The organism is Indibacter alkaliphilus LW1, from assembly GCF_000295935.2.
GTDB lineage: Bacteria > Bacteroidota > Bacteroidia > Cytophagales > Cyclobacteriaceae > Indibacter > Indibacter alkaliphilus.
In genome coordinates, this window is sequence record NZ_ALWO02000023.1 from 82,302 (window position 1) to 97,189 (window position 14,888).

Consider the following 14,888-nt stretch of genomic DNA (forward strand, 5'->3'; position numbering starts at 1 on the left):
CCCTGCGCAAAATTAGATTTCCAAAATATAATCCAGAATACCGGCATTTTTCCCTTTAGGTCTCGTTACCAGAAGCGGAAATTGATCATTCAGTTGAATCAGTCTTTCAGCCATACTACCTATAAATAGGGCTGTAGCGGCTGTTCGTCCTTTGGCCCCGATAATTATTCCGTCGGCCTTAATTTCTTTGGCCTTAGCCAAAATATCCTCTACAGGGTCATCGTCTTCATCTTGTGTGTAAACAGGGGTGATTTCAATGTTTTTTGTGTCTATTTTTCTGATAAATTTCTTAAAATTGATTTCGGCATGCATCCTCATGATGGATGTGAATTCTTTATAGCTTTTGCCTGTAAAATGATAGCCAGATGGTACAGAAAACACATTTTGACAGATGATACCTGCTTTTTTTCCGTATTTCTCAGCAATAAGAACGGCTTCTTCCAAGGCATCTTTTGAATAATCAGAAAAATCCGAAGGCACCAAAAGCGTGTCAATTTTTGGTACTGAATTTTCGGGAATAATCAGTAAGGAACAAGAAGCTCTTCTGGCCAATCTCTGTGACACTACTCCCGTTCCAGGAAGATCTACTTTTCTTCCAATGATGATCATATCAGCTGACTTTTCATGAGCAAGCTTAAGTATTTTTTTGGAGAGTTGTCCTTCTTTGACAACAAACGAAAACTCAACACCATCTTGCTCACCATAGCTTTTGTCAACAACAGCTTTCATCTGTGTTTTTCTTTCCTCCACCATGTTGTCAATCAGGTTTGGGAATTCCTCTAATACATCCTTTGGAATGTTGAGATTTCTGATCACATTGGTGAAGTAGATTTTCTTTGTCTGATTGACTTTTGCAATAAAAGAAGCAAACTTGACCAAAGTTTCATCCAATCCACTCTGATCTAGGCAAACGATTAGCTTTTTGATTTGATACATTTTGTTCTGGGCCTTTTCTTGTGGCAAAATTAAACGATTAGATACTTGAAAAGTAATTTTTGTAAAATATTATTTCGATAATTTTATTTCGGTTTTTTCAAATCAGAAATTTATTCCGCATTTCATGATATATACGCCCTTTCTAGGTATTTAATTCAATGAGGATTATTTACAACAGAAATAAATTTTTTTTAACATAATAAAATATGTGGATATAATCCTGCAACAAAATGATTTTTGGTAGTTTTCTTATATGCGCTGAGTTTGCAAGGAATTTTATTTATTGAAGTGTTTTGTATCAATCTTCCGAAAATGACCAGGCCAACGATTACTATATTATTCCGTATATTTGCCCAAGGACTCAGGTCGCTGACATGTTCCAACTTCACAATTAAATTACAATACCGAGTGAAGCCCTTTCCAAAAGCAGGCCTCATCCATCCGGATACTTTCGGTTGGACCTCGTATCTACGGATGCAGGATAACAGTGGACGTTTGTGGATTTAAGGCAGCTCAAATCTTGTCTATAAAGAGGTTTGGTAACACTCTAAGGCCTGGGTCTTTTTATTTTTTTGATTAATTCCTTTTGGGTAGACGCTGCGATTTTTAAAAAAAATACTCCTCCTAAGAAAATAATAATAATAGTCAATGACCTCAGGATTAAATCCAGCAATCCTGAATCATTATTGAGGTATAGAAAGTGCTGGATAAATAATGTAGCCATACCCAATAAGATCAATTTTAAAATGTCCCAAGTAAAGGGATCAAAGCCCAATCTTAGCCTGACATAGATGTATTTGATCAGGTTGAACAAGAGCATTGCAAAAAATGAAGCGAATGCAGCTCCTTCAATACCATAAGTTGGTATCAGTAATAAGTTGAGTGCAATTACAGCTGCACTCATCAGGAGTGTCGCTGTAATATTGAATATGTAGTATCTGGAATAAACAATGATTTCTCCATTTATAGAAAACATGATGTCGCTAAGCTTGCCCAGACCTATCCAAAATACCACCCATTTTCCAGCCTCATATATTTCTTTGTTGGGAACGAAATGATAAAGGTTTTCTATATTGGCCCAAATCCCCAAAAAAAGCAACAAACATATCAGAAGTTGGTGTACCCCGACCTCTTTATATAATCTGTTGATTTTTTCTCCTTCACTTTTGGCGAAATGTTCAGCAATGACCGGCATCACTACCTGAGAAACGGCCCTTCTCGGCATTTCTATCACAATGGCTATAGAAAATGCGATGGTATAAATAGCGTTGGCTTCAAGTCCAATCATAGAAGTAACCATCAGGCTGTCAATTTTCATGATCAGCAATGCTCCCGTAGTTCCCAATAAGGTGATCAGACTATAATTTAAAAACTCCCTGACAAAGCCTTCAGGAATACTATCAAAGCCAAAGTCTATCTTGAATATTTGGTTTTTCAGCATGTAAATAATCATTCCCAAAAGGGAAATCAAGTATGTTCCTGCAAGGCCCCACATCATTTGATCAAATTGAATCCATTTCATCAAATAGATAAGCACAAGGATTGCGACCAGAAGTCTGAGCAAAACTTCTCTAAAAAAGGAGGGTATGGCTACCTTTAGAAAAGAGCGGCAAAATGCATCCAAAATAGAGTTCAAAACCGAGAAAAAAGTAATAAACAAAACTACTGCAAAGAAATCAATCACCTCTGGGGAGTTGGTAGCAAAAGCTGAAATCAGACTTTCCTTAAAAAGGAAAAAAAGTGCTGCAACAATAAAAAAACCAATAAGACTAAGCAAAAGACTCATAGTGAAAAAGGCAAATTGGTTGGCTTTTACTTTGGGATAAAACCTGGTGATTCCATTACCTAATCCCAGCTGTGCAAAAGGAACAAAAATCAAAGCCATGTCCTGAATTGTCCTGAAAACTCCAATTTGTTCCGGATTGAGCGCATAGGGTAGAAGCCAGAGTACATTGAAATATCCAATGAGCACTCCAATATAGGATGAAATAGTGGTGAGTATGCTTTGCCTGGCTACAACTCTCATGACCTGTAAAAATAGAAATATCCTTTCATTTCCAAATCAGGCCTCATAGACTGCAAGAATATTACTGAATTCATCCTGGATTTTTTGTAATGGAATTAGTTTACCCCTTAATCCTATTTTGTAAAAAGAATAGCCAAATCCAGAAAGGAGTTGTAAAATGTCCTCAGCAGCATATCCTCCAGCTTCACAAGCTTCAGCATTAATTTCAATCAGCCATTTAGGCCTGTATTTTTCTATCGTCTTTTGTGACCCTTTGAGCACTTGTAGCTCAGCACCTTCTACATCTAACTTGACAAAATCCACTTTGTCAACTTTCATTTTTTCCAGTTCCATATCCAAAGTGGAAAGTTCGATTTCCTGAATGAGAATATTGTGAGAAGCTGTGGGGAAAAGGGTATTTACGCCTTCATTATCACCTTCTTTGCCGTAGAGATTGAGTTTGCCGGGTCTGTCAGACAAGCCGACTTTGACAGGTATGATGACATTTTTGTAATTTGGATTGAGCGAAATATTTTTTTGTAATGTGTTGAACAGCTCATCCATTGGTTCAAAAGCAATGACTTTTCCATTTGTTCCAGCTTTCCGGGCAGCCCATATACTGTATTCTCCCTGATTGGCCCCAATGTCTATGATGCATGATCCATGCTGTATGTTTTTCTCCATGACGAAAATAGGAGCCCAATCATGTGCTCCCCTCCAATAAATGGCTGCCCCCATTGATTTGGAAATATCTACCCTCAGGCGCATGCTCCTGAAGGAAAATTCTCGCATAGGATTGCTCATAGTGCCCAATGAAAATATTCGCCTCAGCATCTGTACCAAAAAATAACCTCCAGGTATCACATATAAATGCCTTGAAAAGAAAGCTGCTAATTTTTCCATAGATTTCATTTATTTGGGAAGAACTGAAAAAAGCATTTCCTTTCTTTCACCTAACGGGTATTTATTGCTGATATGTTGACTGATTGCAACTCTTTCCTTTTGCCCAAGAGGAGATGAGATCACTTTCCTGACTATTTTTTCCAATTGGTTGATATCTCTTTTTTGTAAAAGAATACCGTGATTTCCCATTATATTGGGGATTTCATTGACGGCAGCAGCAATAGGGATACAACCACAAAGCATGGCTTCACAAAGGGAACATCCAAAGCCTTCAAAAATTGAAAGCTGAAAATAGAAACTACTCTTCTGATACTCGGTCAGAATCCTCTCTTTTGAAAGCTTTCCCAAAAACTCAAGATTTCCCAGGTTTTCATTCAGCCTTTCCGGTTGGTACATCCCCGCTATCCTGAAGTTACAATCTGGAAAACGCCTGGCTAGCTCCACGATTAAATCCCCACCTTTCAGAATAAATTGTTCTTCCGATAAAACTGCAAGAAAACTGTTTTTTTCTCTTGCTATTCTAGGGTTGATTTTCCAATAATCTATGTCAAAACCATTTGGAATTACCTGATGAGCTGTTTGAAGGAAAGGAAAGTGATGTAAAAAGCCATTTTCCAGCGGAAAATTCTGGCTATAAAACTCATTGCTGCTTTTGACCAAAGACTGGCTTACAGGAAGCAGAAGGTTTGCCCAGTTGTATGACATTTTGCAAAACCACCTCAGAAGGGGAATTCTCAGGCTTCCGTAATTAAGCTCTGGAATGGAGGCGCAATCCGTTCCATGCAAATTGATGAATACAGGTTTGCCAAAAACCTTCCCCAATAATGCAGGCCAAAAGGCCCAGTATCCACCAAAATGTACGAGTACAAACCTACATGTTAAAATATGGCTTACCAGGTGAAATAATTGCCTGATAAAATAGACAGGAGCCAATTCTTTTTTCTCCCAATTATATTGGTTGATAATCAGATCGTACCTCTCTGAAAGCAACTTAATATCCTGTAATATGAATGAGTGAAATGCAGGAATTACCAATATGGCTTTGGGCTTGACCATTGATCAGCTTTTGGTGGAATTTCTAACAGAAATAAATATCGCACCGAGCAGTAATAGAACGGTCAGGTATTGGAAAATCACTACAATCGTTTTGGTTGAATAATAGGAAGCCGGCTCGAAACTCATGTTCACGATAGATTGTCCTTCAGGTACCTCAATGCCTCTGAGGAGGTAATTGGTACGAATGATTTCTTTTTCCTCTCCATTGACAGTAGCTTTCCAGCCTATGGGGTAGTAGATTTCCGAAAAAACAAGCAAACCTGCTTTTTGGGCATTTACGCTGTATTGAAGCTCTGAAGGCTTTCTCTCCTGTAATTCCACTTGACCTTCTCCGGCAGCTACTTCCCCAAATTCAGACTTGTTTACAGTTGCAAAAGCTTTGGTATTTCTGGATTTGATCAATTCCATTTCCTCTTCATTACTGTTCACTTGTTCGATTGATGCAGGGAACCATGCCGAACCATTGGCCTGTGGATTTTGAAAGACTGCATTTTCTGTTCTTCCTGCCATGATATATTTGGTATTGAGCATGTTGAGCACATTCAGTGACATCCAGTCAAAATCACCTTCCTGCGCCTTGGCTATAAATGATTGGATTTCAGGATTCAATGCATTTTCAATCAGTTCCTGATATCTTTTCATTTTGGCACCATGATAGCCACCTACAGAATTGAAATAATAGCTGGTCCGTGCATCATTGAAAGGGTTGTTGATATTAAGCACCCTGAAGTAGTCCTGGTCTCTGAGGATAGTCTCGTCGGCAGGAGTTTTGGCAAAAAACTGCTCTGAAGGACTGAATTGAAAAGCGTCTTCATTAAGGAAAAGCTTATTGATGATCCAAAGATCCAAAATGACGATCAATGCCAAAGTCAATCCGGTAATTTTTGGAGAGACTCTTTCTTGTAAGGAAGCCCAGATCAATCCTGATGCAATTAAAATCAGCATAAAACTTTTGAGTGCACTTGCGCGCAGGATAGCCTTCCGGTCTTCCTTAAGCGCATCAACCAGCCACTCGGGAAAATTGTCATCAAATGGAGCCTTTAGATTGAAAACTCCGGCAAAAAGCCAAAAGACCAAAGCAATTCCTGCACTGCATCCAAATGCTATGAAAAGGGATTTTTTAGCTTCAGATTTAGCATTACTCCTAAACAAATATTCAAGTCCCAAAGCACCCAAAACAGGAATGGCAAAAAGACTCATACTCAGGGCCATGGTAACAGCCCGGAACTTATTGTATCCGGGCATATAGTCAAACAGAAAGTAATTAAGCCAATCCAGATTTTTTCCCCAAGCCAGTATAATTCCAATAGTGGCTATTGAAGCAAATACCACTTTAAATGTTTTTGGCGCATAGATAATTCCCAAGATCAAAAGGAGGATCATAATGGCACTACCATAGATAGGCCCACCGGTACCCGGTTGATCGCCCCAATATTTTCTGGCATAGTCAATATTGTCTTTGACTTGTGACAAGTCAATGTTATTGGCCCTTAAGACCCGCTCGGTTTCCGGATCCTTTGGGAAAGGCTTTGTACTTCCCGGTCCGTAAAGGTTCGGGACTAGCAATGTCAAAGTTTCCAGTTTTCCTTGTGACCAGTTGAATGCATAGTCTTTATCCAGGCCATCTTGTGAGTCTGCTTGGCTGCTCAAATTGGATTGACCACGGGTCGAATATTTCCCATATTCCAACACCGTCATGAACCTGCTGAGATTTCCACCAACAGCCAAGATTAGACCTATAAGCAATACCCCGATTACTTTCCCAAACTGAGGGAGTTGTTGGTACTTATAAAACTGGAACAATCTTCCGATTCCGTATACCAAGACTATAATAACCGTATAATAAGTTATCTGAAGGTGGTTGAACTTAAGTTGAAGCAATAAGCCGAATGCAAATAAAGCCAAGCCCAGCCATTTTTTTCCTTCAAAAGCCAGGTGTATACCTGCAAGGATAAGAGGAATAAGGCATATTGCCCATATTTTGGCATTGTGACCTGCATCCAAGCTGATGATGTGAAAAGTGTTGAATGCGAAAGCCACAGCTGAAGCAATGGAAAATTCCGGTCGTATTTTAAAAGAAAGCAACAAAATATACATGGCTACCATGCCCACAAAAAGTGAATTGACCGGATGCGGCAAACCTGGAGTGATGATTTTGGTTAGGAAGTTGGTGATGTCTCCAGGGACTTCAAAACTTACGAGGTAGGCCGGCATACCGCCAAAAAGCCTATTTGTCCACAACGCTTCATCTCCCGTTTCTTTTCTATAATCCAAGATTTCTTTAGAAGCTCCTTCCCATTGCAAAATATCGTATTGAAAGATGATTTTGCCATCAAACACGGCTGGGGAGAAGTAAAATAAAACGATAAGGTAAAAAATCACTACCCCTATAAAATGAGGTAAAACCTGCTTTTGAATATTATATCGCATTTTTGCTTATTTGTCTTTGTAAGATAAAGTGCAAATTATAAATAATTGATCAAAGGGAAGGACTCCCTCAGCATTTTCTAAGCTCACAGGCTTATTGAAAATGAATCAAGCCTTTTCAGAAACTGATTGAAGTGCTGACTTGGCCTGTTCCAGATGACGCCATTCATGGGCTACAATAATGTCTAAGGCCTGATGAAGAGGATATACAATGAGTCTGTTGACTGGTGAATGAATGATGGTGTTATGTTCGGCGAAGGGATGGATTTTCTGGATCTGATTTTTCAGTTCATTTTGATGATTCAAAAAATCCTTCAGAACCGTAGAGCTAAGCTTTGGTTCAGGCTGCCAAGCCGGGAATGTTTTTACTTTTTTCTTACCTCCATCTGATACAGACTGGTAAATCATATTTCCGAATAGTTTGTAGAAAAAGGAGAACCTAGAAATAAATGGGGCTTGAAATGTTCCATTGTGGATTTTGTCAAAAATAGGGAAATAACTTTCATTGACTTTGACCAAGTGATTGAAATTTTCTGCGGGGCTCCACTTTCCATCTGAAGGTTTTGCATAGAATATAGAATCGCTTATTTCAGAGAAATACTTTTCACTTTCAGTATTGATTTGATTTATTTCCTTTATCCAATTCATTTGGGGCTTATGTTATAAAGATTCCATTAAAGTCACGGGTACAAATTTCGATTTAATTTTGATTTATGGTAGAAGAATCTTGGAATAATGGCAAATGATTCTGTCGAAGATTTTTGTGTAGTGGAAAATACAACCACCAATCTTGAAATAGGAATTCAAATATGAGATATAGACCATTGGTAATATTGTAAGTGGAGGGAGTATTTAAAATTGAGAGTTTTACCTGATGAATTCCTTTCGAAAGATTGTAAAAACATCTTTGGTGATAGTACTTTTCCTTTTTCTAGGGAAGCTCCATGCCCAAGAACTTGAAGCATACAGGCTACTTCCAGATGAAGAAATTGTTCTTGACGGCTATTCCAATGAGGATTTCTGGTCCAAAATCACTCCGGCCACAGATTTTAGGCAACAGGAGCCCGTGCCTGGAAATCCGGCAAGTGAAAAAACTGAAGTTAGAATAGCATATGACGCACAAAACTTATATATCTCAGCCATTTTTTATGATTCCGAACCGGACCGGATCAAAGCATTTCAGAGAAGAAGAGATTCACCTTTGGATACAGATGACAAGTTTGTTTTTATTCTGGACACTTATAATGACCAACGTTCCTCATTTTACTTTGAAGTCAATCCTCTTGGGCTGATGGGAGATGGGATTCTCAGGGTTGGGCAGGGGACTTCTGTAAACCGATCTTGGGATGGTATCTGGAGAGCATGGGTAGTACAGACCCCGGAAGGTTGGGCTGCTGAAATCCGTATTCCTTTTATGACCTTGAACTTCGAGCCCAGTAACGATACTTGGGGAATCAATTTTTTACGAACTATCAGGAGGAAAAATGAGGATGTACTGTGGACGGGCTATCAAAGAAACCAAGGCATTCTAAGACCTCAGGACGCAGGAAAGTTAACGGGACTGATCAATTTAAATCAAGGGATTGGTGTAGAGGCTATTCCTTACGCCATTGCTTCTCAAGTAAGGCAAAGACAGGATCCGGAATCAGAGAAACAGTCAGAATATCAGTACAATGCAGGAGGTGAGATTAATTACAACATTACACCTAATCTAAAGGCTGGAATTACAATTAACACTGACTTTGCGGAAACGGAGGTTGATGACAGGCAGATCAATCTCACCCGTTTTCCTTTATTCTTTCCAGAGCGAAGAGCATTCTTTCTGGAGGGCTCTAATATTTTTTTATTTGCCCCATCCAGTGGACCAAATCCATATTTCAGTAGGAGGATAGGGCTTCAGGAGGGAAGGCCTATTCCCATCCGGCATGGAGGAAGATTGATAGGCCGTATAAAAAATACAGATGTAGGTTTCTTACAAGTGAGAACCGGAGCAGAGGGCGAGCGGCCCGGGGAGAATTTTACAATTGGAAGAGTGGTTCAGAATATTTCTGAAGAAAGTACAGTTGGGGTGGTGTACACAAGAAGAGATACAGATGGAGATAGCTTGCCTGTCAGAGAGACTTTGGGGGCCGATGTCAGCCTCAACACTTCCAGGTTTATGGGAAATAAAAACCTACAGTTTGAAGCATTTTTTGTGGGGCATACAGAAACCTATATAGGAGATGAAAGCAGTCTTTGGGATAGATCGGTAAGGGGTGGAAGGATTAATTTCCCCAATCAGCCTTGGGATGCACATGTTTCTTACAGAGAATTTGGAATCAATTATGATCCGGCTGTTGGATTCGCCCCAAGGGTAGGCTTCAGGCGCTTACAGCCTACTATTACTTACAATCCGCTTTGGGAAAAAAGTGGTTTGGTGAGAGAGCTGAGCTGGCAATATTATTTTGAATACCTGATGGAAATGGACTGGAGACCAGCTACTGTAAATCATAGGTTGAGGTTACTGGGAATCAGGTTTGAATCAGGAGATATTCTTCAATTTGGTGCTGAGCATAATTTTGAATGGCTAGACCGGCCTTTTGATATTTTGAGAGATGGAGAGTATGTAATTCAGCCAGGAGAATTCAATAATCTTGGGTATAATGTTTCATTTAGATCTGCTCCTTTTAGGAAAATAGGTGGTTCATTAACCTATCAAAAAATAGGGTTTTGGACAGGAAGCCAATTAAACCTGTCTGCTGATTTATTTATGCGTCCATTTGTTGGATTGAATATGACAGCAAGCTGGGAACATAGCCAGGTCAGGCTTGCTGAGGGTGAATTTGATACACATATATTCAGATTAGTTTCAGGCTATGACTTTTCCCCTTGGGTTTCAATCAATTTCAATATCCAATATGACAACATTACCAATTTCGTGGGCACCAACACCAGATTTGCATGGGTGATTGATCCAGGGAATACTTTTTTTATTGTTTACAACCATAATTGGCAGAGATACTTAGAGCGTTTTGTTTCTATTGAAGATAGGACAAACGTTAAATTAGCGTACACATTTAGGTTCTGATAGATTTGAAAACAAGCTAATTGAGTTTACTTTTTTTCCGGATTATCGCCTAAAAGAACTTATTCTGATAAAGGAAATGTTATCATTTGATTTTAAAGATATCCAATGGCAAAAAACACCAAAAAAGAAAATCGGGTCACCATGAGTCATGTCTTCAAGACTATCATTTGGCCCAGAAGAAAACATTTATTTTTAGGACTTTTTTTGATTGTCATTTCCCGTTTGTCGGGACTGGTATTACCTGGTGCCAGTAAGATATTGATGGATGATGTCATTCCTTCCAATGACCTGCAAATGCTCAAATGGCTTGTTATAGGCGTGGTAGCAGCCATTACAATTCAATCCATTACTTCATATGCACTTACACAGATTCTCAGTGTGGAAGCACAGCATTTGATTGCCAAGTTAAGGTCAAAAGTACAGAGACATATTATTCAGCTACCGATCAGATTTTTTGACAATACCAAAACTGGAGAGTTGGTTTCCAGAATCATGACAGATGTAGAAGGTGTCAGGAATTTGGTAGGGACAGGCTTTGCTCAAATGATCGGAGGGATTTTGACTGCTGTGATTTCTTTGGCACTGCTGATTTATATCAGTCCATTGATGACAGTTTATGTGCTGGTTCCGGTTATTATTTTTGGATTGATTTCATTGAAAGCATTTGGACGGATAAGGCCAATTTTTCGGGAAAGAGGAAAAATCAATGCAGAAGTTACCGGTAGACTGACCGAGACGCTTGGAGGAATTAGGGTGATCAAGGGATTCAATGCTGAGGAGCAGGAAATCAAAAGTTTTGAAAATGGGGTAGAGCGTTTGTTTTTGAATGTGAAAACCAGCTTGACGGCAACGAGTTTTGTTACCTCTTCAGCCACATTTCTTCTTGGGCTTGCTTCTGCGGGTATTATGGGGATAGGTGGATACATGATCATGGATGAGCAGATGACATTTGGTGATTTTCTAGCCTTCACGCTTTATTTGGGATTTATGATTGCGCCTATAGTCCAGATGAGCAATATAGGGAGTCAATTTACCGAGGCTTTTGCTGGCTTGGACAGAACAGAAGAGATCATGAATTATCCTTTGGAAAATTCATCCGGTCAACGGACAATAGCTTTACCGAAAATAGTCGGTAATATTAATTTTGACCAAGTATCTTTTGCTTATGAGGAAGACAAGGATGTCGTCAAAGCAATCAGTTTTCATGCTCCAGCAGGCTCTGTGACAGCACTGGTAGGTACTTCCGGGTCCGGGAAAACTACGATAGCTGGGCTAGCGGCTTCATTTTTGAATCCTGCATCAGGTATAATCACTGTAGATGGTTATGATTTGCAGAAAGTAACTCTTGATTCGTACCGCTCCCAGTTAGGAGTTGTTTTACAGGATGATTTTTTATTCGAAGGAACTATCAAGGAAAATATTCTTTTTCCCAGACCCAATGCCCATGAAGCTGAACTTATGAGAGCAGTAAAAGCAGCGCATGTTCAGGAATTTACCGAAAGATTTGAAGATGGATTAGATACTTTGATAGGAGAAAGAGGAGTCAAGCTATCAGGTGGTCAAAGACAAAGAATTGCCATTGCAAGAGCAATACTCGCTGACCCAAGGATTTTAGTTTTAGATGAAGCTACTTCCAATTTGGATACAGAAAGTGAATCTTTGATTCAGGCATCTCTCAAGGAGTTGATGAAAGGAAGGACTACTTTTGTTATTGCGCATAGGCTTAGTACAATCAGGCAAGCAGATCAGATTTTAGTAATTGAAAAAGGTGAAATTGTAGAGCAGGGCAAGCATGATGAACTCATTGCCAGAGAGGGGAGATATTATCAACTATATACCTATCAAGCAAGAATTTAAAATGTCTGCCCTGTAATCTACACTTGCTTAGCCTTGGACAATTGCATCCCTCAAACCTTCACTCAATAGCAAACCTCCGAACTCTTGGATGATAGACTCCGGAACACTAAGATTTAAGGCAGCTTCTACCACAGCGCCTACGAAGAGGTCATAATCTGCTTCTGTGATCAAACCTGTCATTCTGGAATTGACTTGCGGATTATGTGCATCCGCCATGTTTAGACCTGTGTACTGTATGTTTTGGGACCCAATATTAGACGCCAGGAAATCAGAGAAGTCTCCTACCAGAGTTTCAAATCCTGAGAAGTCATTTGCTCCAACCTCAGCAAGTAATACCGAGAAATAAGGTAATAAATCATCATAAGTACCTCCATTATTTGTTGCAATGACAAGTACCGTTTCGGTTACAACTGCCCGCAAAGGGATGTACCCGGCTTCTATCAGTTCACCTTCATTATCAGGATCAGCAACAAGTCCGGATCCACCTAATCTTGTGTATAGGTTGAGCATTTCCCCATCGGTTCTTTGCACAATAGGTTGTCTCACTGATTCCAGGAGATCTCCTACAGGACCTAAAACCTCATTTGAGGTAATTCCTGCTTGGGCTGCACCTTCTACAACCGCCTGTACAAATAAATCATAATCAGCATTATTGATCAATCCGTTCATCCTGGAATTTCTGGAAGGATCATGTGCTGCAGCCATGTTTAAACCAGAATATTCAAAATTTTTGGCACCAGTAGCCTCAGCCAAAAATTCTGTAAAATCCATTACAAGCATATTTAAGCCGGAAGTTTCATCCCTACCAACCTCTGCCAAAAGTACCGAGAAATAGGGTTGTAGGTCATCGTACCTACCACCCTCATTGGTTGCTATTGTGGTTACGGTATTGATTACTACAGTCCGGAGATTGAGGAAACCCTGTTCAATCATTTGACTTGAATTCAATGGGTCCTGGACCATGGTTTCACCACCCAAAGCCGTCGCATAAAAAGAATCATCAGGTTCTTCCATCATAGGTGGGGCAGGCATTTCCTCCTCCTGCTCACAGGAGCTAATAGCCACAGCCACAAGAATTAAAGAGGCACAAAGCCAAGCATTCATCTGTTTCATAATTGTAGAATTTAGTTAAAGATTAATTTTGAAAAGATCTTTGAAAAAACGCTCCCAGTTTGTAGGTAATTGAATTTTTATCAATGGCCGGACAGCTCTGTGCCAGCATTTCATCAGTAGGTTGATATAAATTTGCCTCTAACTTTAGGGTTTGACTGATTTCTTCCACCAAAACGTGCGGAGAATGTCTTTTGCGGTCATAAAGACAGATAATATGTCCATTGGAAAAATTGACCCTTACATCTTTAACTCCTTCTTTATTCATCAGGAAACTTTTAATCTGTATTCCTTCTTCATTGGATAAGGAATGCGGAAAGTCTATTCGGCTCATTGTAATGGTGGCTATTGAGCCTTTTTGAGGCTTAGTGACCATATAGATATGGACTGCCAAAACACCTACTAAAAAGGACATTAGGAAGATGGCTCCTATTAAAATTCTTTTGAACATGACATTATGGTTTTGGTTTAAACCATATACGACCAAGAAATTTTAAATGGATTGCAACCGTTTGTTGAAAATTTTCTTTTTAGCTATCATTTTAAATTTTAATTTATTAGTTTTAAAGTAAGATTAGTTTGATTATGAAGTGTTTGTACAGCTTTATTCTAATGCTTTTGTTGAGTTCCTGTTTGGGAACTTACAATGAGGGTGAGTATTATTTCCAGCAGCAGGAATATGAGAAAGCAGTTTCAATGTTTTCCAATGCCTTATTTATCAATGTGACAGATGTCAGAGCATTGCACATGCGTGCCAGGTCTTACGAGGAGCTTGAAGATTTCGCTTTAGCCAAAAAAGATTATGAAGCCATTTTGAAACTTGACCCAAAATATGCTCAGGCACATGCAGGTATTGGTAAGTTGTTTTGGAAAATGGGAGATTTCAGAAATTCGGAAATTTACTTGTTGAAAGCTGCTCAACATGATCCGGAAGATTTTGAAATTATTTTTTTATTGGGCAGGGCTATGATTAAAAATAGGAGGTTTAAACAGGCAGATGAATTTTTTCAGATAGCTAAGCAACTGGAGCCTGAGGATGCGCGGGTATATTACTACCAAGGAATGGCAAGGTCTCAAATAGGAGATTTGTTGGGGGCTGCTGGCTCTTTTAATATGAGTTTGAAATATGATCCCGATAACCTCTCTGCACGATATAATAGAGGAATTTGTAGGATGATGGTCGGGCACTCATCCTGGGCAGTGGAAGATTTTGATCATGTTTTAAAAATTAAACCTGATCATATTGAAGCTTTGGCCAGAAGGGGAAATGCAAAAATCAATGCCAATGATCCCTCGGGTTGTCAGGATCTCCAAGAAGCTGCAAACAAAGGAAGTTGGTATGCCAAAATGTGGCTTGAGAGGTGTGGGTAATGAAACCTATTTTTACTTGATTTTTTGAGGTTCTGGAGAAGTGTAATAGAAATAGAGTAGAAATACAGTTGAAATAATGTGGAAATACAATTGAAATAAGGTGGAAATACAGTAGAAATACAATAGAAATAAAGTAGAAATACAATAGAAATAGAG

Annotated in this window: 11 protein-coding genes; 3 read left to right on the plus strand and 8 right to left on the minus strand. The window is 39.2% G+C overall.

Annotation, left to right across the window (positions count from 1 at the left end; all coding sequences use genetic code 11):
* Positions 1 to 12: 12 nt before the first annotated feature.
* From A33Q_RS04565 to A33Q_RS04590, 6 genes are all read right to left on the minus strand, one after another.
* Positions 13 to 936 (minus strand): universal stress protein, encoded by a 924-nt coding sequence (locus A33Q_RS04565; protein WP_016254664.1) that lies wholly within the window; start codon positions 934 to 936, stop codon positions 13 to 15.
* 547 nt (positions 937 to 1,483) lie between these two features.
* A complete protein-coding gene (locus tag A33Q_RS04570) occupies positions 1,484 to 2,962 on the minus strand; it encodes a lipopolysaccharide biosynthesis protein (RefSeq protein ID WP_009032330.1) in 1,479 nt (492 codons plus the stop codon).
* A 36-nt stretch (positions 2,963 to 2,998) separates the two neighbouring features.
* A complete protein-coding gene (locus A33Q_RS04575) occupies positions 2,999 to 3,844 on the minus strand; it encodes an FkbM family methyltransferase (protein WP_040490037.1) in 846 nt (281 codons plus the stop codon).
* 9 nt (positions 3,845 to 3,853) lie between these two features.
* Complete coding sequence (locus A33Q_RS04580) at positions 3,854 to 4,900, minus strand: glycosyltransferase family 4 protein (protein ID WP_009032332.1); 1,047 nt, start codon at positions 4,898 to 4,900, stop codon at positions 3,854 to 3,856.
* A gap of 3 nt (positions 4,901 to 4,903) precedes the next feature.
* On the minus strand, positions 4,904 to 7,330 hold the full coding sequence (locus A33Q_RS04585; protein WP_009032333.1) for a YfhO family protein: 2,427 nt from the start codon (positions 7,328 to 7,330) through the stop codon (positions 4,904 to 4,906).
* A 105-nt stretch (positions 7,331 to 7,435) separates the two neighbouring features.
* Positions 7,436 to 7,975, minus strand: a complete 540-nt coding sequence (locus tag A33Q_RS04590; RefSeq protein ID WP_016254665.1) for a DinB family protein — start codon at positions 7,973 to 7,975, stop codon at positions 7,436 to 7,438.
* A gap of 262 nt (positions 7,976 to 8,237) precedes the next feature.
* On the opposite strand from A33Q_RS04590, the gene A33Q_RS04595 reads away from it, so the two are divergent.
* Positions 8,238 to 10,394, plus strand: coding sequence for a carbohydrate binding family 9 domain-containing protein (locus tag A33Q_RS04595; RefSeq protein WP_235062773.1), 2,157 nt, complete (start codon positions 8,238 to 8,240; stop codon positions 10,392 to 10,394).
* A gap of 141 nt (positions 10,395 to 10,535) precedes the next feature.
* Positions 10,536 to 12,251: an ABC transporter ATP-binding protein gene (locus A33Q_RS04600; protein WP_407635778.1), complete on the plus strand. Its 1,716-nt coding sequence runs from the start codon at positions 10,536 to 10,538 to the stop codon at positions 12,249 to 12,251.
* 27 nt (positions 12,252 to 12,278) lie between these two features.
* Here A33Q_RS04600 and A33Q_RS21470 read toward each other — a convergent pair whose 3' ends face one another.
* Both A33Q_RS21470 and A33Q_RS04610 read right to left on the minus strand, forming a co-directional pair.
* Positions 12,279 to 13,364 carry a globin family protein gene (locus A33Q_RS21470; protein WP_009032336.1) on the minus strand — a complete coding sequence of 362 codons (1,086 nt, stop codon included), beginning with the start codon at positions 13,362 to 13,364 and terminating at the stop codon, positions 12,279 to 12,281.
* Positions 13,365 to 13,386: 22 nt separating this feature from the next.
* Entirely contained in the window at positions 13,387 to 13,812 is a 426-nt protein-coding gene (locus A33Q_RS04610) for a heavy-metal-associated domain-containing protein (RefSeq protein WP_009032337.1), read from the minus strand.
* Between the two features lie 161 nt (positions 13,813 to 13,973).
* Between A33Q_RS04610 and A33Q_RS04615 the strand changes: the two genes are divergently transcribed.
* Positions 13,974 to 14,732, plus strand: coding sequence for a tetratricopeptide repeat protein (locus tag A33Q_RS04615; RefSeq protein ID WP_009032338.1), 759 nt, complete (start codon positions 13,974 to 13,976; stop codon positions 14,730 to 14,732).
* The last annotated feature ends 156 nt before the right edge of the window (positions 14,733 to 14,888 follow it).

Coding starts and splice junctions, on each gene's coding strand:
- A33Q_RS04565 (WP_016254664.1), bottom strand. CDS start 936: ATGTATCAAATCAAAAAGCTAATCGTTTGCCTAGATCAGAGTGGATTG.
- A33Q_RS04570 (WP_009032330.1), bottom strand. CDS start 2,962: ATGAGAGTTGTAGCCAGGCAAAGCATACTCACCACTATTTCATCCTAT.
- A33Q_RS04575 (WP_040490037.1), bottom strand. CDS start 3,844: ATGGAAAAATTAGCAGCTTTCTTTTCAAGGCATTTATATGTGATACCT.
- A33Q_RS04580 (WP_009032332.1), bottom strand. CDS start 4,900: ATGGTCAAGCCCAAAGCCATATTGGTAATTCCTGCATTTCACTCATTC.
- A33Q_RS04585 (WP_009032333.1), bottom strand. CDS start 7,330: ATGCGATATAATATTCAAAAGCAGGTTTTACCTCATTTTATAGGGGTA.
- A33Q_RS04590 (WP_016254665.1), bottom strand. CDS start 7,975: ATGAATTGGATAAAGGAAATAAATCAAATCAATACTGAAAGTGAAAAG.
- A33Q_RS04600 (WP_407635778.1), top strand. CDS start 10,536: ATGAGTCATGTCTTCAAGACTATCATTTGGCCCAGAAGAAAACATTTA.
- A33Q_RS21470 (WP_009032336.1), bottom strand. CDS start 13,364: ATGAAACAGATGAATGCTTGGCTTTGTGCCTCTTTAATTCTTGTGGCT.
- A33Q_RS04610 (WP_009032337.1), bottom strand. CDS start 13,812: ATGTTCAAAAGAATTTTAATAGGAGCCATCTTCCTAATGTCCTTTTTA.
- A33Q_RS04615 (WP_009032338.1), top strand. CDS start 13,974: ATGCTTTTGTTGAGTTCCTGTTTGGGAACTTACAATGAGGGTGAGTAT.